At 69.1% G+C, this 22,932-nt stretch carries 14 protein-coding genes; 3 read left to right on the top strand and 11 right to left on the bottom strand.

Annotation, left to right across the window (positions count from 1 at the left end):
* Positions 1–14 precede the first annotated feature (14 nt).
* From RLT58_RS05695 to eccD, 8 genes are all read right to left on the bottom strand, one after another.
* The gene (locus RLT58_RS05695; RefSeq protein ID WP_311309285.1) at positions 15–383 is read right to left on the bottom strand and encodes a hypothetical protein; all 369 of its coding nucleotides are present in this window, start codon (positions 381–383) and stop codon (positions 15–17) included.
* 7 nt (positions 384–390) lie between these two features.
* On the bottom strand, positions 391–840 hold the full coding sequence (locus tag RLT58_RS05690) for a YbaB/EbfC family nucleoid-associated protein (RefSeq protein ID WP_018105147.1): 450 nt from the start codon (positions 838–840) through the stop codon (positions 391–393).
* Positions 841–887: 47 nt separating this feature from the next.
* Positions 888–4,388: an AAWKG family protein gene (locus tag RLT58_RS05685; RefSeq protein ID WP_311309284.1), complete on the bottom strand. Its 3,501-nt coding sequence runs from the start codon at positions 4,386–4,388 to the stop codon at positions 888–890.
* Positions 4,389–4,480: 92 nt separating this feature from the next.
* Entirely contained in the window at positions 4,481–4,927 is a 447-nt protein-coding gene (locus RLT58_RS05680) for a type VII secretion system-associated protein (protein ID WP_311309283.1), read from the bottom strand.
* A gap of 115 nt (positions 4,928–5,042) precedes the next feature.
* Positions 5,043–5,366 (bottom strand): WXG100 family type VII secretion target, encoded by a 324-nt coding sequence (locus RLT58_RS05675; RefSeq protein WP_311309282.1) that lies wholly within the window; start codon positions 5,364–5,366, stop codon positions 5,043–5,045.
* A gap of 88 nt (positions 5,367–5,454) precedes the next feature.
* Positions 5,455–5,793: a hypothetical protein gene (locus tag RLT58_RS05670; RefSeq protein ID WP_311309281.1), complete on the bottom strand. Its 339-nt coding sequence runs from the start codon at positions 5,791–5,793 to the stop codon at positions 5,455–5,457.
* A 211-nt stretch (positions 5,794–6,004) separates the two neighbouring features.
* A complete protein-coding gene (gene eccB, locus RLT58_RS05665; protein WP_311309280.1) occupies positions 6,005–7,627 on the bottom strand; it encodes a type VII secretion protein EccB in 1,623 nt (540 codons plus the stop codon).
* 53 nt (positions 7,628–7,680) lie between these two features.
* Positions 7,681–9,081 carry a type VII secretion integral membrane protein EccD gene (gene eccD, locus RLT58_RS05660; protein WP_311309279.1) on the bottom strand — a complete coding sequence of 467 codons (1,401 nt, stop codon included), beginning with the start codon at positions 9,079–9,081 and terminating at the stop codon, positions 7,681–7,683.
* A gap of 380 nt (positions 9,082–9,461) precedes the next feature.
* Here eccD and eccCa point away from each other — a divergent pair, with 380 nt between their 5' ends.
* Positions 9,462–13,397, top strand: a complete 3,936-nt coding sequence (gene eccCa / locus RLT58_RS05655) for a type VII secretion protein EccCa (protein ID WP_311314423.1) — start codon at positions 9,462–9,464, stop codon at positions 13,395–13,397.
* A 92-nt stretch (positions 13,398–13,489) separates the two neighbouring features.
* Here eccCa and RLT58_RS05650 read toward each other — a convergent pair whose 3' ends face one another.
* The gene (locus tag RLT58_RS05650; RefSeq protein WP_311309278.1) at positions 13,490–14,707 is read right to left on the bottom strand and encodes a S8 family serine peptidase; all 1,218 of its coding nucleotides are present in this window, start codon (positions 14,705–14,707) and stop codon (positions 13,490–13,492) included.
* Positions 14,704–18,039: a right-handed parallel beta-helix repeat-containing protein gene (locus RLT58_RS05645; protein ID WP_311309277.1), complete on the bottom strand. Its 3,336-nt coding sequence runs from the start codon at positions 18,037–18,039 to the stop codon at positions 14,704–14,706. Before RLT58_RS05645 ends, RLT58_RS05650 begins: the two co-directional genes overlap by 4 nt.
* A 731-nt stretch (positions 18,040–18,770) precedes the next feature.
* Here RLT58_RS05645 and RLT58_RS05640 point away from each other — a divergent pair.
* Complete coding sequence (locus tag RLT58_RS05640) at positions 18,771–19,394, top strand: hypothetical protein (protein ID WP_311309276.1); 624 nt, start codon at positions 18,771–18,773, stop codon at positions 19,392–19,394.
* Positions 19,395–20,402: 1,008 nt separating this feature from the next.
* On the opposite strand, the gene RLT58_RS05635 is transcribed toward RLT58_RS05640, so the two are convergent.
* Positions 20,403–21,607 (bottom strand): IS3 family transposase gene (locus RLT58_RS05635; protein ID WP_311309275.1). Its coding sequence is split into 2 segments (ribosomal slippage): positions 20,403–21,316 and positions 21,316–21,607, totalling 1,206 coding nucleotides; the frame shifts between segments, so codons are not numbered across the junction.
* A gap of 646 nt (positions 21,608–22,253) precedes the next feature.
* On the opposite strand from RLT58_RS05635, the gene RLT58_RS05630 reads away from it, so the two are divergent.
* The gene (locus tag RLT58_RS05630) at positions 22,254–22,565 is read left to right on the top strand and encodes an MBL fold metallo-hydrolase (RefSeq protein WP_311309274.1); all 312 of its coding nucleotides are present in this window, start codon (positions 22,254–22,256) and stop codon (positions 22,563–22,565) included.
* Positions 22,566–22,932 lie beyond the last annotated feature (367 nt).

Here is a 22,932-nt window from a genome sequence, read left to right as displayed (position 1 = left end):
CGTGGTCCGGTCCGTCAGTGCCTGCCGCCGCCGTGCGTGCCGCCGGAGACGTTGCTGTTGTCGATGTGGGACTCGTGGATCGCGTCGAGGTTGCCGCCCAGCGTGGTCAGGACGCTCCTCAGGTTGGCGAGCGTGCCGTCGCCCACGCCGACGATGGCTTCGGTCAGGGCCTCGCCGGTGCTCACCGCGCCCTCCCGCTGCTTCTTCTCCTGCGGGATCATCGTCTTGGCGTAACTGTCGTCCTTGCCGGGCCAGTCGCTGGTCTCCGACACGTCGTGGAAGAACTCGTTGAACATGTCGACGGCGTAGTCGCTGATCGCCTGGAGCTGCCGGGTGCCGCCGGCCAGGCCGGGAATGCTGGCGTAGTACGCGTTCTCCGTCATCGTCTCCTCAGTCCTCCGGGTCTTCGCTGATCTCGTCACGGAGCCGACCGGAGCCGCGGCGGCGATCGCCCTTCGGCCCCTCCAGCACGCCGGGCCCGAAAATCTTGTTCCAGTCCACGTCGAAGCCGGTGAGTTCGGGCGCTTCCGCGTGCGCCTGGGTGAACGGCTCGAAGGTGGACATCACCCGCCTGGCCATCCGGGCTCGCGCCTCCTGCGCCGCTTCCAGCACGCTGGCAGCGAGCTGACCTGCGGGCATCGTACGGTACTTGTCGTCCAGGAAGGTCAGTGCGGTCATGTCCCCCTGGGCGGAGACGGTCACCTCGACCGAGCGGTCCGCCGAGCGCACCGTCGCCTCGGCGTGGGCCAGTTCGCTCTCGGCGCGCGCCACGGCGGCCTCGGTCTCCTCCAGCTCCGCCATCGCCTTGGCCAGCCGCTGTTCGATCGACTCACTGTTCACCGCGCACTCCCTCTCCCGTCCTCTCCTGCCTCGCCCCTCGTGCGTCCTCAGCGTCCGATGACCGCCGGGGCGCCGCCGTCGTCGGTGCCCCACACGTCGTCGTCCTCGGTCAGCCACGCCTCGCGGGCGCGGTCGCCGCTCTCCGTGGTCGTGGAGCCCTGGCCGGCGCCGCCGGGCCCGCCCACCGGGTAGGGCGCACTGGAGGTGGTCGGCCGGGTGTACACGATCTCCTCGTCCTCGTCGGCTCCCGCCGCGGCCCGTCCGACGCGCCCGCCCCGGGCGCTGCCGACCGGGTCGGTGAGGACGGCCCGGGTGCGTTCGCTGGTGCCCTGGCCGCCGCCGCCCGCGCCGCCCATGCCGGGCATGCCGCCACCCCCCATGCCCATCGGGTTGAGCGGGGTGCCGTTCGCGGACTGCGCCGCTGAGTTGCCGGCGAGCGCGGCGGCGGGGGTGGTCGACCCCAGGGAGCCGCCGCCGTAAGGGGTGCTGTCGTAGTCGTCGTAGTAGTCGTCGAGGTTGGAGTCCAGGCCGCCGGGATTGTTCAGCGAGCCGCCCGGTCCGTGGGTGTCCAGACCGGTCGAGTGGGTGAGCGGCGAAGAGGTATGCGGGCCGTCGAGGCTCTGGGTGTTGAGTCCGTTGGTGTCCGGACCGTTGTGGTTGAGGCTGTTGAGGTCCGGGATACGGGTGTCGAGGGACGGGCCGTTGCCGTCCAGGTCGGTCGTGGTGGTGTGCCCGGCCGCGTCCGTGGTGGTCAGCCGGCCCGTATCCGGGTCGAGGACCTGCTTGGAACCGTCGGGAAACGTTGTGGTGAGTGTGCCGTCGTTGTTCAGGGTTGTGGTGGAGCCGTCCGGGTTGGTGAACGACTCACCTGGGTTGAGCTGGTGGGTGGTGACGTTGCCCGAGGGATCGGTGACGGTGATCTGACCGGTGTCCGGGTTCAGGATCTCCGTCGAACCGTCCGGGAAGTGGGTGCTGACGGTGCCGTCCGGGTTGATCTGCGAAGTGGACCCGTCCGGTGTGGTGAACGTGTTCGGGGCTGGATTCAGATCGGTGGTGGTGGAGTGTCCGGCGGCGTCGGTTGTGGTGAGCTGCCCGGTGTCCGGGTTGAGGGTCTGCGTCGAGCCGTCGGGGAACTTCGTGGTGAGTGTGCCGTCGTTGTTCAGGGTTGTGGTGGAGCCGTCCGGGTTGGTGAACGACTCACCTGGGTTGAGCTGGTGGGTGGTGACGTTGCCCGAGGAATCGGTGACGGTGACCTGGCCGGTGTCCGGGTTGAGGGTTTCCGTCGAGCCGTCGGGAAACTTCGTGGTGAGCGTGCCATCGCCGTTGAGCTGAGACGTGGAGCCGCCCGGGTTGGTGAAGGCGCCGTCGGTCGGGGTCAGTGTCGACTCGGACAGGCTGCCGTCCGGGTTGAGGGTCTCCACGTGGCCGGTCTTCGGATCGAGGGTCTGACTCGAACCGTCCGGGAAGGTGGTGGTGAGCGTGCCGTCGTCGTTGAGCGTGGTGGTCGATCCGTCCGGGTTCAACAGGCGGGTGCCCGGGTTGAGCTGCGAGGTCGACGTCACGCCCTTCGGCGAGGTGCTGGTGACCAGGCCCGTGCGTGGGTCGATGGTCTGCGTCGAGCCGTCGGGGAACTTCGTGGTCAGTGTGCCGTCGTCGTTGAGCTGGGTGTTGCCCCCGGTGGGGGAGTTCAGCAATGAGGACCCCCCGGTCCTGTCCAGGTCGTTCAGGCCGTCGTTGGTCAGGCCGTTGTTCAGCAGCGAGGTGAGCGGAGCCACCGGTACGTCCGGGTTCGGTCCTCCGAGCGGGGAGTTCGGGTCCCCGTTCAGGCCCAGGCCATCGCCCAGGCTGTTGTTCAGCCCGTCGTTGAGCGTGGTGAAGTTGTTGTTGAGACCGTCACCGAGGTTGTTGACGCCGTCGCCGAGACCGTTGAGACCTGCGCCGAGGCCGTTCAGACTCTCGTTGAGGCCGTCGTTGATCCCGTTGAGACTGTTATTGAGACCGTCATTCAGCCCGTTCAGGTTGTCGTTGAGCCCGTCGTTGAGGTCCTTGAACCCGTCGCCCAGCCCGTTGAGGCTGTCGTTGAGCCCGTCGTTGAGGTCCTTGAACCCGTCGCCCAGGTCGTTGAGGCTGTCGTTCAGTCCGTCGTTGAGGTCGTTGAGACCGTCACCGATCGTGTTGATGTTGTTGTTGAGCCCGTCGAGGTAGTCGTTCAGCTTGTCGTTGTTGGCGTTGGCCTCTTCCTCCGCGATGTCGGCCTCTTCCTCGGCGAGGACCTCGGCCAGTGTCTCGGAGTTCTTGTTGGTGACCTCTTGGCCGAAGGCGTCCGTCACGTCGGCCCAGGCTGACTTCACGTTGCTGAGGGCGTCGATGGCCGGCTGCTTCAGCATCAAGTCGGCGTGGTCCGACCAGCTCTTGACGGCCGCGTCGGCGATCTTCTTCCAGGTGGTGTGCTCGGTGAGGTCGCCGTACTCGGAGGTCTGCTTGAACTCCGCCGTGGTCGAGTAGGACTTGTACGAACCGCCACCACCGTACCCACCGTAGTACTGGGTCTTGACGTTCACGTGCTGGATGTTGTCCCTGAGGACGAAGGCGGACACGTCGTCCAGCACCTTCACCAAGTGCCTGTGCGGGTCGTGCTGCCCGTCCTTGGCCCAGTTGTTCCATGCCGCCTGAAGGCTGGTGACCGCGTCCTTGAGTGCGGTCTGCGCGGCAGCCAGTGCGTCGCTCAGCTTCGACCTGGGGACGTATCCGCCCACTGTGGTGTTCTTCGGGCTGTAGTCACGGCCGCCCAACTGCGAGACGTACCCTTCGTAGTTGGTCTTCAGCTCGTCCAGCAGGTGCCAGAAGAGGCTTGCCGCCTTGCCCTTCCAGGCGGCCTGGTCCTCGCCGAGCGACTTCATCCACCCGTTGACGACGTCCGAGTGATCCTTGAAAAACTGCATCGCCCGGTCGAAGGACTGCCCCGTCTCCTCGAAGGACTTGAAGTCGACCGCGTTGCCATCGAGGACCGACAGGTTGCTGAAGCTCCAGCCCTTGGTGGTGTGGTTGTTCAGCAGCTCGTCCAGAGCCAGTTTGCTGCCGGAGATGTACTGGGCCATCGGGCCGGAGTCCCACTGGACGTGTGAGTACGAGCCCTCGAACTCGCCGCCGCCGGAGACCGTTCCGTCCCCCCATAGGTCGGCACGGCCGTCTTCGCCGACGCCGACGCCGATCATCACGATCCGCGCCTTCTTCAGGCTCACGCTGGTGTGCGCGCCGTCGCCGCCCGCGTCGTAGAAGGCCAGGTCGTAGTCCTCACCCTTGCTCTTCTGGAAGCCGCTGAGCGCCGTGTAGTCCTCAGTGGATACCGCGCGCATGGACTGCCCGGAGATCTCCATCCGGAACAGCTTGAGGTCGGAGAAGTCGTCGCCGCTGTCGCTGCTGAGGGAGTTGAACAGGCTGGAGCGGGCCGGGATGGTGTAGCCGGTGAAGTTGGTGATCGCCTGGGCGTAGTAGTCGTCCGGGTCGTAGGTGGGCGTTCCGGAAGTACTGCTGCCGTCGTCGGCCATGGACGGACTCCGCTGCTGGGGCTGAGGGAGGGGAGGTGGGAGGAGGGGGACGCCGGGCCGGGCGACGGACGGAAGCCGGCCCGGCGCCCGCGTCAGTTGTCGGAGCCAGTACCGCTCATGTCGTCGTCGACCGTGTCGAAGATGTCCATCAACTTCTCGCCCTCGATCGAGGCCAGGCTGTCGCCCTGGGTCTTCAGCAGCGTGGTGATGGTTTCCTCAAGAGCGGAGTCGATGTCGTCGAAAAGGATCTTCTGGCTCTTGAAGATGCCGTCCAGCGCGTCGCCCTGCGTCTTCATTGCCTCGATCAGTGCCGAGCCGCCGGTCGGGTCCTGGCTGTCGCCGCCGCCCATCAGGCCGATGCGCAGCATCTTGGCGTCGCCCGACGCCGAGCCCGAACCGGTCTCCGCGACCAGGTTCTTGAGCGAGCGGACACCCGCGTTGTCCTTACGGATGTTGAGCAGATCGGTGATGAAGTCCGCGACATCGTTGTTCTTGAAGTTCTTGAGCGCCGTCGAATCCAGATGGGTCAGGTCTGCCATGGGTGCCTCCGGTGGCGGAACGCGCCGTACCGGCATGCGGCGCGGCGACAATGCGGAGAGATGCCGGTACCGCGCCGGCCGAGGGGGGATCGGCCGGCGCGGCGAGGCGGCCGGCTCAGCGGCCGATGGTTACCTCGGACCACATCTGGCTGAGTGAGTTCTCGCTGTACTTGTAGTTACCGGATATGTCGCTCAGAAGCTGCGCGTGCGAGGTGAGCAGCACCTCCATGTTCTGCACCGCGCCGTCCCAGGCGGCCTGCTTCTGGCGATAGGTGTCGGCGTCGTTGCCGTACCAGGTCTTGGACAGCTCGCTGAGCTCTGCCTCGAGGTTGGACAGGGTCTGCCCGATCGCCTTGGTCTGCATCACCATGTCGTCCGCCGCGTTCGACATGTGGTTGTAGCTGACGTAGATGACACCGTCGCTCAGGTTGTCTGCCACGGTCTGCCTCTTTCACACGGTGTTGAGGGTGGGGGTGGCCCATCCGGCAGGTATCCGAAGGGCCTTGATGCCGGCGAGGCGTCCAGGTTCAGCCGACCAGCTGATCGAAGGCTGACTGGGAGGTGTTGTACGCCTGGTTGATCGCGTCATTCGATGAACCCTGGGTCTTGTTGTGCTCGACGAGGCTCTGGTTCAGCCGGTCGATGACGTCCTCAAGGTTCTTAAGGATGACGTTGCACTGGCCGTCCCACTGGGCGAGGAGCTGGCCGTACTGGCCGCCGTCACTGCCCTGGTAGCCCGAGCCCAGGGTGGACTTCGTGCTGTCGACGTCCTGGCGGATCTTCATGATCCCGCTGAAGGCCGATTCGAGTGCCTGGATACCGTTCCGGGTTGATGATTCGCTTGACTGCTGGCCGTCTCCCGCCATCGTCCCACCTTTCGTAAGTCGGATCTTGAAACGAGCAACGCGAGCCTAGAGTCCGGCCAGTTGAAAAGACAACAAGCTGAGGTAGATCTGAGGTTGAAGATCAATATTTTCCAAAGTCATTAACCGTTGGGAAACATCTCCGGAGACCGAAGAGGTCACGCGCCGCGCGCAACAGCCCCTTTTGAGCCTGTTCATGGGTGTGCCGATCGTCTCAGCCGGCAGGGCGGTGGGACGCGAAGGCGCCCGAATCAGGTTCTCCAGTGCTCGAAGCACCCGCCCTGACGCCCGATCCGGCGCCGCTGGCCGTGGTGACTCCGGCGACCGCCGAACCGGCGCTGCGGGAGGTTGCCCGCGCCCCGCCGCCTTCCGCGCCGGTGGCTGCGCACTGTGTCGCAGGGCTCGCCGCTTTTCCTGCGCCCGTGTCCGACGCCGACCGGGCCGCAGCCTTCGTGTTGAGGTCCGGGCCGGTGGGCAGCAAGGACAGCAGCGTGGACGGCACCTTCACTGCGTCCCCGTCCGAGTAGCCGAGGGCGGCCAGTGCCTCCGCGTCAGCGACGCGGTACTTCACCCCGTCGTCGCCTACCAGGAACGTGGTGTTGCCGACCGTCGCTCCTGCCGCGCCCAGCACCCGTACCAGTGTGCCGCGCCCTGGACGCGTCACCACGTGGTCCACTGTCACACAGGCCGGGATCAGCGCCGTGGAGTCGGCCGCGGCGTAAGGCGACAGCACCGTCTCCGCGATCCGCACCGATGTCACCCGCACTGCGCCACCGTCCGGATCGATCCGTGTGCACGCCGCTTGCCCGGTGGGCAGGCGCAGAGCCGACGGCGGGCTGTCCGGCAGCCCGGTCACCGACGGGTCGCTGCCCGCCGTGCCCGGAGCCTGATGGGCGCGCAGGTCGGAGACCCCGATCGCCACGGCTGCCGGGGACGCGTCGGCGTACGCCTTCCTGCGGGTGTCGGGGTCGCCCAGCAGCAGCGCCGACTGAGTGGCCGTCACCGCGTGCAGACCGTCCTTCTGGACTACGTAGTCCTGGCTGCCGGAGCCGGCAGTCACCCGGACCACCTGCCCGACCCGGGTCTTCCTGCCTGCCAGCACCGGCCCCTTCGCACCCCGGCCCGTGACCTTAGGGGTGGCCAGTTTCGGGCCGCTGACCAAGGTGTCGAGGAACGCCGCTGATACTGGACGGGGCGCCACCGCGCCGTAACCGAGCGACTCCGCGGCGCCCGACTTCTCGTCCAGCTCCAGACGACTGCCCTGCCACATCAGGTAGGTACGGTTGTCCGGTCCCTGCACCACCAGTGCCGAACCCGCGCCGATCGGCAGGTTCTCCACCGGCGCACCCGGCACCAGCGTGGTCTCCTCGCCGCCGCCGGTGGAGCACACCTCCCACGCCGACCTCTCCAGGTCACCGGGGTCCGGTACGCCGTCAGGGGCGCCGGCGATGCCGACGGGTGCGCCCACGGGGGTGCCCTTCAGCGAGTTCGTGCCCACGGTGGTGGTCTTCAGGCCAGCGCCGCCGATCAGCAGCGCCGACGCGTAGTTGCGCACCGGACGCAGCCGGCCGTCCGAGTACAGGTAGCGCGCGCCCGTGTCCTTGTTGACGATCAGGCTGTCGCCGCCGCGCCAGGAATCGTTGCCGCCCGGCCGGAGCAGCCCGTAGACAAAGGCGCCGGCGGCGATCAGGATGCCGACGATGATGCCGATCAGCGCACCACGAGTGGTGCGGCCCAGCGGGCTCTCCGGGGCGTCCGGGTCGGCCAGCAGCATGCCCGACGTGAGCCGCCCCATCATGAATGTGTGTGCCTGCACCTGGTCGCGCTTGGACCGCACGGTTGCCTCCTGCTCTCAGTGGTTCGTCGTCGTCGCGGTGCCCGGCCGGGCCATCAGCCGTTCCAGCCGCGCAGGGCGCCGAAGACGCCCAGCAGCCAGAGAGTGAGCGGCAGCAGGGAGATCGCAAGCAGGGAGTGCAGCAGCTCCGCAGCCCGACCCCAGTAGGGCACCAGACGGCGGCCCGGCACTGTCCACACCGCGATCGTCAGCACTACCGCGACCACCAGCAGACCCACCACCAGGAGTGCCCGGTCAAGACCGGTCAGCTCCAGGCCCCAGCCGAACGCCAGCAGCAGCAGACCCCAAGCGCCGGGCAGCACCAGCACCAGCCGCTGCGTGGTGTTCACCAGGCCCCGGCCGTGCAGGACCAGCAGGAGCGACAGCACCAGCGCGCACAGCAATGCGGGCAGCGCAGGCCGGTGCGCGAGCGCCACCAGGCAGGCCGACGCCAGCACGCCCGTCGCCCCGTACAGCGCTGTCATCCATTCGCCGGCCAGTCCGGTGCGGACCGCTACATCGTTGCCCCGGTAGGGATCGATGCCTTCTTGAAGCTGCTGGGCGTTGGTCGGCAGGGCCGGCATCCGCATCCCAGCGAGCCGGAACGACAGCGCCGGCACCAGACCGCCGAGCAGCACCGTGAGCATCGCCACCACGCCCGCCGCGGTGGCCGCCCGTAGATCGAAGAGAGCCATCACCGCGCCGCCGACCGCCGCGGCGAACGCGACCAGCGCGGAGGCCAGAAACAGCGGCGTGCGTACCGCCGTGGCCGCCAGTGCGAGCACCGCGCAGCCCGCCCAGGCCGCCGCCGCGCCCAACAGCCTCGCGCCCAGCACCTGGTGGCCCTGGGGGCCGCTCAGTTCACCGCCCGGCACCAGCCAGCCCGCCAGCGCCAGCGCGGGGGACGCCAGCAGGCCGAGGACCGCGCCGGTCGTGCCGTCGTCCAACGCCCGGCTTGCCGAGGCTGCGCCTGCCAGCAGCAGTGCGCCGGTGGCGATGGCCCCGCCCGCGCGCAGCGCCACCGATGTGCCGGGCCACGCCAGCAGCGCCAGACCGGCCAGCACGGCCACGGCAATCAGGACGCGCAGCAGGTTCCGTGCAGCCCCCTCGCCCCAGTCGTGCAGCCGGTCCCGGGTGACCGAAGCTATCCCGTCGACCAGGTCGTCCAGGCGTACCTCGGGCAGCGCATCGGTGTGCGGCCGCAGATACAGGAGATCGCCGTCGGTCAGCCCGAGGGATGCCAGTGTCGCCTCCTCGTCCAGCGGTGGTCCACCGAGGCGCTGGAGTATCCAGCCGTCGTGTTCGAGGCCGGACTCCTCGATGTCCTCGCCTGCGTACCGCAGCACGGTCGGCAGCAGGTCGGCCACCGGTACGTCGGAGGGAACAGCGAGGTCGATGGTGCGGCTCGGGGCACGCACGGTCAGGTGGCACAGGTCGGCCACGGAAGTGTCGGTCATACCGGGGCTCACGTCTCCTGAGCGTCGGAACGGAGGGTGTGGTGTGCGGTGTTGCAGGCTGCTGAAGGGGAGGTGGCGCGAATGAGACGGGTGACTGGTGAACTGGTGGTGAGGGCGCGGAGGGAGGGGGTGACGTGGACTTACGGAGTTGACGGGGTGCACACTACTGTCACTCCCTTAGACCGTCGTCGACGGGAGCCCCGGCAGCGTGCACCGTGCGTACCGTCCGGGCATCCCGGGACACTGCCGTACGTGCGGCCCGGCCGTGCCGTTCCCCTCCCGGGACCCCCCGCTACCGCCGCGTGAGCGGAGACCGCTAAGGAGCCCCAGCGTTGAGCGTGGTCCTGTTCCGTCGTCCGGCCCGCCGCCGCGGACCCGACATGCCGAGCGGCGAGTTGACCCTGCAGGAGCCGCCGACTCTCATGGAGACCGTGCCGGACACGTCCGCAGTGTGGACGTACCTGCCGATGGCCATGATGTCGGTCTCCATGATGCTGATGTTTCTGCGCATGGGAGGGCAGGGATCCGGCATTTTCATGTACATTGCGCTCGGCATGATGGTGCTCGCCGCCGCCGCTATGATGATCGGCCAGGTCATGCGCAAGGCGGGAGACCGCAAGCAGCGGCTGCGCGGCGAACGCCGTGACTACCTGCGTTACCTCGCGCAGAGTCGGCGGACCGTGCAGCGCACCGTCGTCGAGCAGCAACTTGCCCTCGCCTGGCGCCACCCGGAGCCCACCGTGCTGCGCTCCATGGTGCGCACCACCCGTCTGTGGGAACGCCGTACCAAGGACGTCGACTTCGCCGAGCTGCGCATCGCTGTGGGTGACCAGCAGTTCGCCCTGCGGCTCAACCCTGTCTCTACCAAGCCGGTCGAGGACCTCGAACCGCTGTGCGCGCACGCCCTGCGCCGCTTCATCCGCGCCTACAGCACTGTGCCCGGCCAGCCCATCGCGCTCTACCTGCGCTCCTGGTCCCGGGTGCTGCTGCGTGGCGACCAGGACGCCGCCCGGGCCATGCTGCGCGCCGCGCTGAGCCAGCTCGCGGTCTTCCACCCGCCGGAAGAGGTGTGGATCGCGGTCTGCGCCGATGACGAGCACCGGGCCGAGTGGGAGTGGGTCAAGTGGCTCCCGCACAACCAGCACCCCCAGGAGACCGACGGCGCCGGACCGTTGCGTATGGTCGCCTCCGCCTTCACCGACCTGGAGAGCCAGCTCGGCAGCGAGTTCTCCGAGCGGTCCGCCTTCGACCCGGACGCGGTGCCCGGCCGCGACGAGCCGCTCGTCGTGGTCGTCGTGGACGGTGCCGCTGTTCCAGCCGGCCACCGCTTCGACGGCCCCGGCTTCCGCAACGCCGTCATCCTGGACCTTTCCGGCACCCTCACCTGGCGCCCCGGCCGCACCACCCTCCGCCTCGACGTCACCCCCGAGACCGTCGCCCTGGTGCGCACCGACCGCAGCCGCAAGGAGCAGACAACCGTTCTCGGCCGCCCCGACCAAGTCGGCCCGGTTGCCGCCGAGACGCTGGCCCGGCTGATCTCCCCCTACCGGATGAGCCTCACCGCCGACGCGGCCGAGCCGCTCTCCGCCGACATGGAGCTCACCACTCTGCTCGGCATCCCCGACCTGCACAGGCTCGACCCCGACACCTTGTGGCGGCGGCACAACGGTTCCGCACGGCTGCGGGTGCCGGTCGCCGTCGGTGCCGACGGACGCCCGGTCGAGTTGGACATCAAGGAGTCCGCGCAGGGCGGCATGGGGCCGCACGGCATGCTCATCGGAGCCACCGGCTCCGGCAAGTCCGAACTGCTGCGTACCCTCGTGCTTGGCCTCGCACTCACCAACTCCTCCGAGACGCTCAACTTCGTCCTCGTCGACTTCAAGGGTGGCGCCACCTTCCTCGGCCTGGACGAGCTCCCGCACACCAGCGCCGTCATCACCAACCTCGCCGACGAGGCCGCTCTGGTCGAGCGCATGCAGGACGCCCTTCACGGCGAACTGCTGCGCCGACAGGAACTGCTGCGCTCGGCAGGCAACTACACCTCCGCCCTGGAGTACGAGCGGGCCCGCGCCGGCGGTGCCGACCTCACTCCGCTGCCCAGTCTCTTCGTCGTCGTAGACGAATTCAGCGAGCTGCTCGCCGCGCACCGCGAGTTCATGGAGCTGTTTGTGATGATCGGCCGCCTCGGCCGGTCCCTGGGCGTGCACCTGCTGCTCGCCTCGCAGCGCCTGGACGAGGGCCGCATGCACCAGCTGGAGTCGCACCTGTCCTACCGGATCGGGCTGCGTACCTTCTCCGCTATGGAGTCCCGCGGCGTGCTCGGCGTCCCCGACGCCTACGAACTGCCCTCCCAACCGGGCAGCGGCTTTCTGAAGAGCGGCGTCGAGGCGCTGACCCGGTTTCGCGCCGCCTATGTCTCCGGTCCTTATCGCCGCCGCGGCGGTGCTGTCGCTCAGGCCCGTGTAGCCAGCCAGGTCGTGCCCTGGTCCGCCGAGTACGTGGTGCCTCGCGCACCCGCTCCGGCCGCCGTCGAACCGGAGCCGGAGGAGGCGGACGACAACTCCAGCCTGCTGTCGGTTGCTCTGGACCGACTGCGCGACGCCGGACCGCCCGCCCACCGTGTGTGGCTGCCGCCGCTGGACACCGCGTCCCCGCTCGATGTCCTGCTGCAGGGCCTGACCGTCGACCCGGAGCGCGGCCTGACCGCACCGCGTTGGAGCGGCACCGGCAAGCTGCGGATACCCGTCGGCCTCGTCGACAAGCCCTTCGAGCAACGCCGCGACCCGCTCGTCGTGGACCTCGGGGCGGCCGGTGGCCACGTCGCTGTCGCGGGCGGCTCGCAGAGCGGCAAGTCGACCGTGCTGCGCAGCCTCGTCATGGGCCTCGCGCTCACCCACACGCCTCGCGAAGTGCAGTTCTACTGCCTTGACTTCGGTGGAGGTACTCTCTCCCAGCTCACCGGCCTGCCGCATGTCGCCGGTGTTGCCGCCCGCCTGGACACGGAGCGGATCGGCCGCACTGTTGCCGAGGTCACCGCCGTGCTCACCCAGCGAGAGCAGTTCTTCCTGGAGCACGGCATCGATTCGATGGCCACCTATCGGCGCCGCCGCGCCGCTGGAGAGTTCCCCGACGAGCCGCACGGCGACATCTTCCTGGTGATCGACGGCTGGTCCACGGTCCGGCAGAACTTCGACCAGTTCATTCCGACGTTCAACCAGATCGCCACCGGCGGCCTCAACTACGGTATCCACCTGGTCGTCGCGACCTCGCGCTGGCTGGAGCTGACCGCCCCGGTCCGCGATCAGGCCGCCACCCGTCTGGAACTCCGGCTCGGCGACACGATGGACTCCGTGGTCGACATCCGCAAGGCCGCCGGCGTGCCGCGCACACCCGGCCGGGGGCTCACCGTCGAATCCAAGTTGCACTTCCTCTCCGCACTGCCCCGCGGCGACGGCTCCAGCGACCCGGAGACGCTGAGCGAGGGTGTCGGCGACCTGGTCGAGCGGATCGCCGCCGCCTGGAACGGGCCGCGCGCACCGCAGGTGCGGATGCTGCCGCACCGGCTGCCGGTGGCGGAGCTGCCCGCACCCGAGCTTGGCCAGGGACAGAGCCTCAGGCTGCCACTCGGCCGGGACGAGGAGACACTGGACACCGTCTGGCACGACTTCTCCCGGACCCCGCACCTCGTTGCGGTCGGTGACACCGAGAGCGGCAAGACCAACCTGCTGCGGGTGGTGGCCGATGCCATTGTCTCTCGCTACTCGCCGACCGAGGCCCGTATCCTCGTCGTCGACTACCGCCGTGACCTGGTGGAAGCGGTGCCCGAGGAATACCGGCTCGGGCACGCCGTCTCCATCGACGCCCTCAAGCAGCTCGTCGGTGGCTCAGCGAAGGCGCTGCTGACGCGGATGCCCGGCCAGGAGATCACACCTACGCGGATGCGCAGCGCCGACTGGTGGACCGGACCCCGGCTGTTCGTCCTCGTCGACGACTACGACATGGTCGGCGGCGGCACGGTGATGGACCACCCATTCTCACCGCTCTTCGACCACCTGGCCCTCGGCCACGAGCTGGGCCTGCACATCGTCGTGGTGCGCTCGGCCACGGGTGCCGGGCGAGGTCTGAACGACCAGTTGCTCCGGCGTCTGGACGAGGTCAACACCCCGGGCATCCTGATGTCGACGCCGCCGTCCGAGGGGTACGTCTTCGGAAACGTGAAGCCGCGAGTGCTGCCGCCGGGGCGCGCGCTGCACATTGTGCGGCGCAAGCCGGTACTGATCCAGACGGCGTTGGCAGCCGGGACGGAGGAAGCGTAGGTCTCGGCCGTCTCCGCCCAATGTGCCCGCACGGTGGAGCCGGGCATCGACACGACGGCCCCGCCCCCTGCGAGGGGCGGGGCCGGATGTCCTCAGGGCCGCCGGGAAGGGCGCCAGCCTGTGCGACGGCCCCTGGGGATGATCAGAGACAGCCAGACGACTGTGATGGTCACGGCCACGCCGGCCAGCGCCGGCCACATGGCGCGGCGCAGTGGCCCGGCGGCCTTGTCCTGCGGCATCTGTACCGGGCCGGCCGCTTCCGGCCCAGCTGGAGCCTCCGCAGCGGTCGAGGCGGAGGGGAGGACCGTGGTGACGGCGGCGTACGGGTCGACCCGCGGCACGGCGTCCGGGTAGGCCGAGGACCGCAGCAGATCCGCGGTCTGCGCGGCCGTCAGCTCCGGGTGCACGGACCGGACCAGCGCCGCCGCCCCAGCCACGAACCCGGCGGCCAGCGAGGCCCCCGAACCGATGTAGTGGCCCTCCTTCGAGGGACCGATCCCGACCACCCCGTCACCGGGCGCCGCGAGCTGAGCGCTCCCGGTGGTGTACGAGCCGGCCGGCCGCTTGCCTGCGACGTCCACGTCGAGGACGGACAGCACCCCGTCACTGGCGGCCGGGTAGTAGTTCCGGGCGGGGATCTCCTGGCCCACCCCGCCAGTCGGCGAGTCGGGCACGGCGGCGGCGATCAGCAAGACGTCCCTCTTCGCGGCCAGACGCACTGCGGATCTCAGTGCGGCTGAGTCGCCCGGGAACGCCGCCGACACTGTCACCACCTCGGCACCGGCTCCGACGGCGGCCTTGATGCCTGCGGCTACCTTCTCAGCCGTGACGGTGCCGCGCTGATCGGTGCCGCGCGCCGCGACGATCGCCGACTGCCGGGCGACACCCGCGAACTTCACGCCTCTGTTCAACTGGGCGGCGATCAGCCCGGCCACGAAAGTACCGTGCCCGACGCAGTCGCTGCCGGCCTCGCCGACCGCCACCACCCGGCCCTTCAACGCGGGCGCGGAGGCGGAAACGCCGGTGTCGACCACGCCGACCTTGATTCCGGAGCCGGAGGCGAACTGCCAGGCCCGCCCCAGCTGAAGGCTGACCTGCTCCCACGGCACTGCGGTGGCCGGCCGCCCCGAACCTCTGGTGCAGTCGTCGTTGGCCGTCAGCTTCGATTTGAGTACCGGCAGCTCCACTGTCGTGTTGCCGTCCGCCGCCGCGGCGTTCGCGGCACCGGCGCCGCTCAGGGCGGCCGCCAGCAGCACCGCCAGTGCACCGGCGGCGGGCCGACCTACGTTCCTTGCGTACATCGCTGTCATGCCCCCGCCCCACCGGACGCGGACACAGGGTCGGCGAGATCCTCCGGGAGCAGCAGCCGCAGATCGTCGAAACTGGGCGCGGCCACCCGGCTGAGCCGGCCCGCCTGCCGGGTCATCATCCGTTCCAGAACCTGGCGTGCGGTGCGCGCGTTGCCGAACGACCGGTCGCGCGGTAGCCCGTCGAAGTGATGCCGTAGCACCGAGCCGAGCCCGGTGCCGCATTCGTACCCGGCCTGCAGCGCGTGCTGGCGGACGATGGTGATCAGTTCGTCGGACGAGTAGTCGGCGAACTCGATCTTCCGCGAGAACCGTGAGTGGAGGCCGGGGTTGGAGGCCAGGAAGTTCTCCATCTCGCTGGTGTAGCCGGCGACGATCACGACCACCTGGTCGCGGTGGTCCTCCATCAGCTTCAGCAGTGTGTCCACGGCCTCCCGGCCGAAGTCGGCACCGGAGGCATCCCGCGGTGTGAGTGTGTATGCCTCGTCGATGAAGAGCACCCCGCCCAGCGCCCGCTCGAAGACCTCCTTGGTGAGCTGGGCGGTGTGGCCCACGTAGCGCCCTACCATGTCGGCGCGGGACACCTCGACGAGCTGCCCGCGCGGCAGCACGCCGAGCGAGGCAAGAAGTTCGCCGTAGAGCCGGGCCACTGTGGTCTTCCCGGTGCCGGGTGGCCCGGTGAAGACGAGGTGGTGGCTGAGGCGCGGCACCGGCAGCCCGGCGGCCTCCCGCTGCCTGGCCGTCGAGACCAGGTTGACCAGATCGGTGACGTCCCGTTTGACCGCGGAGAGCCCCACCAGGGCGTCCAGGCGGCTGAGCGCGTCGTCTCCGGCGTCGGCACCGTCCGGACGACCGGCCTCGGCGTCGCGGGCGGCCTGCTCGCTGATGTCCTGCGGCAGCAGCAGTGTGAGGTCATCCTCGGTGACCTGGGCCAGGGAGGCCAGCCGAACCGCTTGCCGGTCCACCATCTCCTCGAAGACCTGCCGTGCCGCACGGCCGTTGCCGAATCCGGCACCCTTCGGTATCCGGTCGAAGTGTGTCGCCAGCGCCTGGCGGGTGTCGTCGTTGAGCAGGTACTGGTGGCGCCGGCACATGCTTTCCATGATCTCCACCAGTTCGGGGACCGAGTAGTTCTCGAACTCCACGGTTCGCGAGAACCGCGAGGCCAGACCCGGGTTGGAACCGAGGAAGCTGCGCATCTCGCCGGAGTAGCCGGCGACCACGACCACCACGTCGTCGCGGTGGTCCTCCATCAGCTTCAGCAGGGTGTCCACTGCTTCCCGGCCGAAGTCGGCGCCCGAGCCGCGGGAGTCGGAGGCAAGGGTGTACGCCTCGTCGACGAAGAGCACGCCGCCCAGCGCCCGTTCGAAGGTCTCCGAGGTCTTTATGGCAGTACCGCCGATGACCTGGGCAACCAGATCGGCGCGGGAGACCTCGACCAGGTGCCCGGAGCGCAGCGCTCCGAGTTCGGCCAGGATCGTGCCGTAGAGGCGCGCGACCGTCGTTTTGCCGGTGCCGGGCGGACCCGCGAAGACGAGGTGCCGGCTCATCGGCGGCGCGGACATGCCGAGCTGGGCGCGGCGCCGGGCGAGCTGGGTGAGATTGACCAGCGTGCGGACCTGTTCCTTGACGTTGTCCAGGCCGATCAGGCTCTCCAGCGCGGCCATAGGACCGTCCGGACGTCCCGGACCGTCCGACTCGGGTACGGTGCCCGCCGGGTCGGTGCCCTCGTCCTCGCCGTAGCCCCAGGCATCCCGGGACTCGTTTCCGGTGCTGTTCAGGTTCTCCACCGCGAGCCGGCCTGCCGCCTTGGACTGGACGAGCCCGCCGCCCTTGTTCTCGCGCACAGTGCAGCCGAGCACCGAAACCGGCAAGTCGGTCTCCACCCGGATGCCGTCTCGGCCATTGCCCGCCGCCTCGCAGCCGTTGAGGCTGGCCCGGCCGCCGTCGCGGACCAGGAAGCCGTAGTCGGCGGCGGCGGCGGTCCGCACCCGAGTAGCAGTCAGTTCGCCGCCGTGGTCGACGATGACGCCGCAGCCGCCGGCCGATACCAGTTCTGCGTCGCGCAGCGCCGCCGTGCCATCGGCCCTGATCTCCAGACCGGCGCCGATGGGTCCCGTCACCTTCAGGCCCGCCAGATAGACGTTGCCGCCCGAGGCGACCATCACTCCGGCGCCGCCCGGCGATTCCACCGAGCAGTCCTCCAGCCGGCCGCGCCCGCCGTCGGTCACCGAGACGCCGGTGCCGCCCACACCGGTGATGCGGGCGCGCCGCACAAGCGGGTTTGCGCCGCCCTTGACCACCACACCGGTGCCCTTGACTTCCAGAATCTCCACGCGGTCCAGTTCGGCCGCGGAGTCCTCCTCCAGGAGTATTGCCTCGGCCTCGCTGTCCCGGATGGTCAGCGAGGTCAGAGTGGGCGAGGAGAATCCGCCCACGCGCAGCGCCGGCGCCTGAGCGCCGCTCAGCCAGCAGTCCTCGTACGTACCCCGCGAACGGTCGGTGACGACCAGGCCACTGCCCGTTGTGCGGGAGGTGCGGCAGCGGCGCAGCAGAGGGTCTGCGCCGTGCGAGACGACGATGCCTTGGCCGGTGGTGCCGCTGACTCGCACATCGTCCAGTTCCACTCGGGTGGTGCTGGTGAGGTGCGCGCCGATCGCGGTGTCGTGGATCAGAGTCCGCAGTACCCGGACCGCGCTGCGTTCCTCCAGCGCCAGCGCCGGCTTGTCGGTCGAGGAGAGGTCGCAGTCCTCGACGGTGACCTGGGCATCGCCGTTGGCGAGCAGACCGTTGCCGCGCGCGTCGCGCACGGTGCAGCCCCGTATCGTCGCTCTGCCGCGCTCGCCGATCACCACGCCGCTGGTGCCCAGGTGCTCGAAGGTGCACGACTCCAGCGAGCTCTCGGTGGCCGAGGTGACGACGACGCCCGCGCCGGTCCGGCTGGAGATCCGGCACTCGCGTATGGCCAGCGAGCCGGAGTTGCGGGCGAGGACGGTGGCCCAGGACGCGCCGGAGATGTCACAGCCCTGCATGGCGACCTGCCCGTGCGAGGCGTCCACGACGGGGACGTCCTCGTCCTCGCCCCGCACCACCAGATCCGTCAGCATCACGGCGTCGGCACGCAGCGAGATCGCGGTGCCGGTGCGTGGTGCCAGGCGGACGCTGCCGCGTGACTGCTCAGCGACTATGGTCACGCGAGTGGTGACGACGAGATTCTCCTCGTACGTCCCGGGGCGCAGGCTGAGCACCGCCCCTCCGCGTGCCCTGGCCAGGGCCTCTGCGATCGTCCGGGCGTCCCCGGTGCCCTCCGGACAGATCGTCAGTACCTGGCGCACTCCGCTGACCTCCTTGTATCGGCACCCGTGGGTGGTGGTTGGCCCCATCATGCCTTCCTGCCACCTGCGATCACACCCCGGTCCGACCGCCGAAACGGCTGGAGGAGGCGAGACCTGTGGTGCGGCAGGGAGTGCCGTACTCCGAAGGACGGGGCGTTCTCCAACGTCCATGCTCGGCAAGGGGTTTCCCGAGGCCCATTATTAACTTCAGGGATATGACGTGTCCCCTGCATGTGTGCGTGAATGAATACGTTCACAGAGACACATGACAAACCATGGGACGGATGGGGCAGATGACAGACCGGACCGAAACGGCCGTGACATCGACTGCGGGGGAGGCACCGGCGACTGCGAACCCTGCTGAATCCGGGCTGCCCCCGCAGCCGGCTCCGGCGAGGCCGGGGAACCGGTCGGCCGAGGCGGAGACCGGCGCCGGACCGGAGGGCGTATCCGGGACTGTCCTCACCCTTGCACGCGCGCAGGAGACGGGATCCGTCGGCACCCGGTCGGCTCCGGCACCGCGAGAGGGGGATGGACACTCGGTACCCGCAGCGGAAGAGGCGGCATCCGCTTCCGCTCCCGAGGCGGCTGCGGTGACAGGGGAAGCCGAAACACTGGCGGCCTCGGCTCACGGGGACCCAGGACCCGGCGCGGCTGTCCCGGCGCCGGTAGGGCGCCCGAGCCGCCCTCTGCTGGCGGGCGCCGCTCTGCTGGGTGCCACGCTGGTCGCCGTGCCGGTTCTCCTGGTGAGCCGACACGGCGAGCCAGAGCGGCACAACACCATCGTCACGGATCAGGCGGGGACGCTGCTCGGTGGCAGCGAGCCGTTGGAGGAGGGGGCTTCGGCGTATGCGTCGTCGAGCGCGTCGCCCTCGAAGCCGACGAAGCCGAAAGAGAAGCCGATACCGAGGGCGGCTGTGCAACAGCAGGCTCCGGTGGCGCCCCCGGCGACGTCCTCGCCGTCTCCGACGAAGAAGCCGGCGCCGAAGCCGTTGAAAGAGACGGAGAAAAGTCCGTCCCTGCCGGCGGACATCACGGTCACGGCCACCAGAGTGCTGCGGCCCGGCCAGGCCATTGAGGCCAACCGGACGAGGCTGCGGATGCAGCACGACGGCAACCTGGTTGTCTACGACGAGCACGGGAAGCCCCGATGGGCGACGATGACCTTCGGTCAGAACTACCAGGCTGTCTTCCAGGCAGACGGCAACCTGGTCGTCTACAACGGCGACGGCCGCGCGGTCTGGGCCAGCAAGACCCAGGGCCACAACGGCGCGATCCTGCGGCTTCAGAAGGATGGCAATGTGGTGATCTACTCAAGCGGGGCAGCGATCTGGGCGTCGAAGACGCAGCACTGAACGCGCGGTACGCATCAGACACACGCACGAGTCCGAGCGGAGCAGGCGGTGCCCTGGCACAAGGCTGAGGGCATCTGCTGGAAGGACCACATCCAGAAGCGGATCATGGAGCCAGCAGGTCACACAGTCTTTGGCGGGTATGCCGTCGCAGTCGCGGGTTGTGGGCGTTGAGTACGCCGGGCAACGGGCCCATGAGGCTTCGCGGGATCGCGCAGAGCATTGTCCGCGGGCGCGGTCAGCGCTTTGGGTATCAACAAGCCGGCCCGGCGGCCTCTGGCGGGCCGGGGCCTGCGTCCAGCATCCCCCGGTACGGCCCACGAACGGGCGGACGCTGTTACGCGCTGGTTGCCGCTCACCGCTGCGGATGCCGGGAGCGTGAGTGTGGGGGAATATCGGAGGGTGGAAGGAGCCGGCGAGGACACGACGTGGCCGATGTTCGATCTGGAGGACATCGACGGGTCGGTGGTCGGGGCGGGCATCGTCACCGATGGTGACTTTGTCCTCGTGGAGTGCAATCAGTACTTCCGCGAGGCCTTCGACGGTTGGTCGGTCGGCATGAGGCCGGGGGATGCGTTGCCCGGGAAGGTGCGTCGGCCGTTGCTGGGTCTGTTGTCCGACGCCGCTCGGCGTGGTGGTCCGCGTCAGGCTGTTCTGCCGCTCGACGGGCCGTCGCGTAAGGGAGGGGCCGGGTGGTACGGCACCGTGAGCTGCGCCAGGACCGTGCCGCGGCACGGTTCGGCCATGGCCGTGCTGGTCACGGCTTTCCATGGCCTGCCCGGCAGTTCTGACGGGTGCGGCGCGGACGAGGGCTGGCAGGCTGGTTCTCGCGCGCGGGACCGGGCGCTGGAGCGTTACGAGGCCCTGCTCTCGGGAATTCCCCAGGTGGTGTGGTCGATGTCCGCCGACGGCCGGGTGGACGTCTTGGTGGGACGCAGGGGCGATCTGGGCGACTTCCAGCAGCACGACGCGATGGCCGGGGGGGCCTTGACCCCGAATTCTGGACACGGGTTATGCGGCTTGTGCCAGCGTAGTTGGTGTGTGGCGGAGGGCGTTTTCGAAGGTGATCGGTGGTCGTTGTCCGAGGCGGGAGTGTCGGCGTCGGGTGTTGTAGCGGTGGAGCCATCGGAAGGCGTCGAGTCGGGCCTCGCGCTCGGTCGGCCAGCTCTTTCGTCCTTGCAGGGTCTCGCGTTTGAAGGTCGCGTTGAAGGACTCGGCGAGTGCGTTGTCCGCGCTGGACCCGACCGCGCTCATACTTCGCCGCACCCCTGCTGACCTGCAGGCTTCGGCGAAACTCCTGCTCGTGTACTGGGCTCCGTGGTCGGTGTGCATGATCGATCCGGCAAGGCTGCCGCGGGTGCGGATCGCCGCGGCCAGGGCGTCGGTGACGAGATCCGCGCGCATGTGGTCGGCGATCGCCCAGCCGACGAGACGGCGCGATGCGAGGTCGATGACGGTCGCCAGGTAGCAGAACTTCCCGCCGGCGACGGGCAGGTAGGTGATGTCACCGACGTACTTCGTGTTCGGCTTGTCCGCGGTGAAGTCGCGGCCGATCAGGTCCGGGGCCTTGGCCGCGGCCGGGTCAGAGACGGTGGTGCGGTGCCGGCGCCGCAACCGGATCCCTTGGATCCCGGACGCCCGCATGATCCTGGCGACGCGCTTGTGGTTGACCGCGACACCGTTCTCCTCGCGGAGCTCGGCGGTGATCCTCGGGGCTCCGTAGGTGCCGTCCGATTCCTGGTGCACCGCCCGTATCCGGGCTGCCAGGCGGGCGTCGGCCACCTGCCGGGCGGCCCGGTCAGCGGCTGTCCGTTGCCAGTAGTAGAAGCTCGAGCGGCTGACGCCGAGGATCCTGCAGAGCCGCTTCACGCCGTGACGGCGCTGGAGGTCGGCGACACACTGGAAGCGGTTCACCAGCGCGTCTCCCCGGCGAAATACTTCGCCGCCTTCCGCAGGATCTCCCGTTCCTCCTCCAACTCGCGGACCTTCTTTCGCAAGGCGGCGTTCTCCGCCTCCAGCGGTACCGGCGGCTGGGCCGGTTCTTGCGTCCGTCGTCCTCGGGGACGGCTCACCCCGGCTGCCCTCACCCAGTTCCGCAGGGTCTCCGGGTTGATCCCCAGATCGGCCGCGACCGACCTGATCGTCGCTTCCGGCCGCGACTCGTACAGCGCGACCGCGTCCGCCTTGAACTCCGGCGGGTAGTTCTTCATGACCACGAGATGTCCGTTCTCAGATCCTCAGGATCCAGTGTCTCGTGTGTCCAGGATCAGGGGTCAAGGCCCGGGCGTGGATGGAAGCGGTGCACCCCAAGGACCGGGCGCGGTTCGCAGAGCAGTGGCGGGCCACGGCTGAGGGACAGGCGATCCTCAACGCGGTGGTCAGAGTGAGGCAGGGGCGGCAGCCGAACGAGTACTCGCACGTCAACATTGTCGCCGTCCCGGTCATGCGTGACGGCCGGGTATCCGAGTGGATCGGGACCGCGGCGGACGCCGAAACGCAGTGGAGTGCGCGTATGCGCGAGCGTCTGCTGGCCCGCATGGTCGCGGTGCCGGCCGCACGGGATCTGCAGAGTGTCCTTGCGACAGCCGCCTCCGTAGTGGTGCCTGACGTGGTTGACGTCTTCGCCGTCTTCCAACTGTGGCAGGCAGGACATGTCGGCTTCGATCCCCGCAGTGGCGCGCCGATCTCGGTCGCGAGGGCGGGCATGTCGATCGCGGACGGCCTCCCGCTCCCTCCCGCTCTCGACGCCGGATTTCGTCTTGGACCGTTGGCCCTCAAGACGATCACCGACCAGCGGGTGCAGCGCATGGAGTTCGACTCAGGTCACCCGCCGGAGGACGAACTCTCGGACGAGGCATATGCGTGGATGCGCCGGGCCGGGGCTGCCGGGATAACCATGATGCCTGTGCGGACGGTGAGAGCGGTTTCCTGCCGGGCCGGCGGGCGCTGGCGAAGTGGACGCCGGGCCATACGTCGGGGCACCTGTGCTTCGTGCTGCCGGACGATGAGGTGGTGTTCACCGGCGACCATCTGCTGCCGCGGATCTCGCCGAACATTGGCAGCTATTCGCTGCGGCCCGACGACATCCTGGGCACGTACCTGGACTCGCTCCATGGCCTTGCCGACGCGCTGGGCGAGTCGTCCCATGCCGAGGTGCTGCCGGGACACGAGTAGCGGTTCCGGGGAGTGCGGGAGCGTGCTGAGCAGATCGTTATGCGCCACCGCGAGCGGCTCGCCGAGGTGCGGGCGTTCGTGACGGCTGCACCTCGGCTCCACCGTATGGGAGATCGCTGCCGGGATCTCCTGGTCGAGATCCTGGGCGGGCACCACAGGTGGGCGCGGACGGCCGGCGTTGTCGGAGACTCTGGCGCATCTCAGGTCCCTGGAAGGCCGCAGCGTGCTGACCGTAGCGCGCGGCACCCCCCTGCGCTGGTCCGCAGCCGCCTCAGACACCGGTGCTCTGGGTCACGGGATGCAGGGGCGGCCGGTCGCCGTTGAGGAGGGAGGGGCGTGGCTGTCGATGCGGGACCGCGCTTCACCC

This window comes from Streptomyces sp. ITFR-16, assembly GCF_031844705.1.
In the GTDB taxonomy this organism is placed as follows: domain Bacteria; phylum Actinomycetota; class Actinomycetes; order Streptomycetales; family Streptomycetaceae; genus Streptomyces.
The sequence above is the reverse complement of the archived record's forward strand: the minus strand, read 5'-3'. Positions and strand labels throughout refer to the sequence as shown.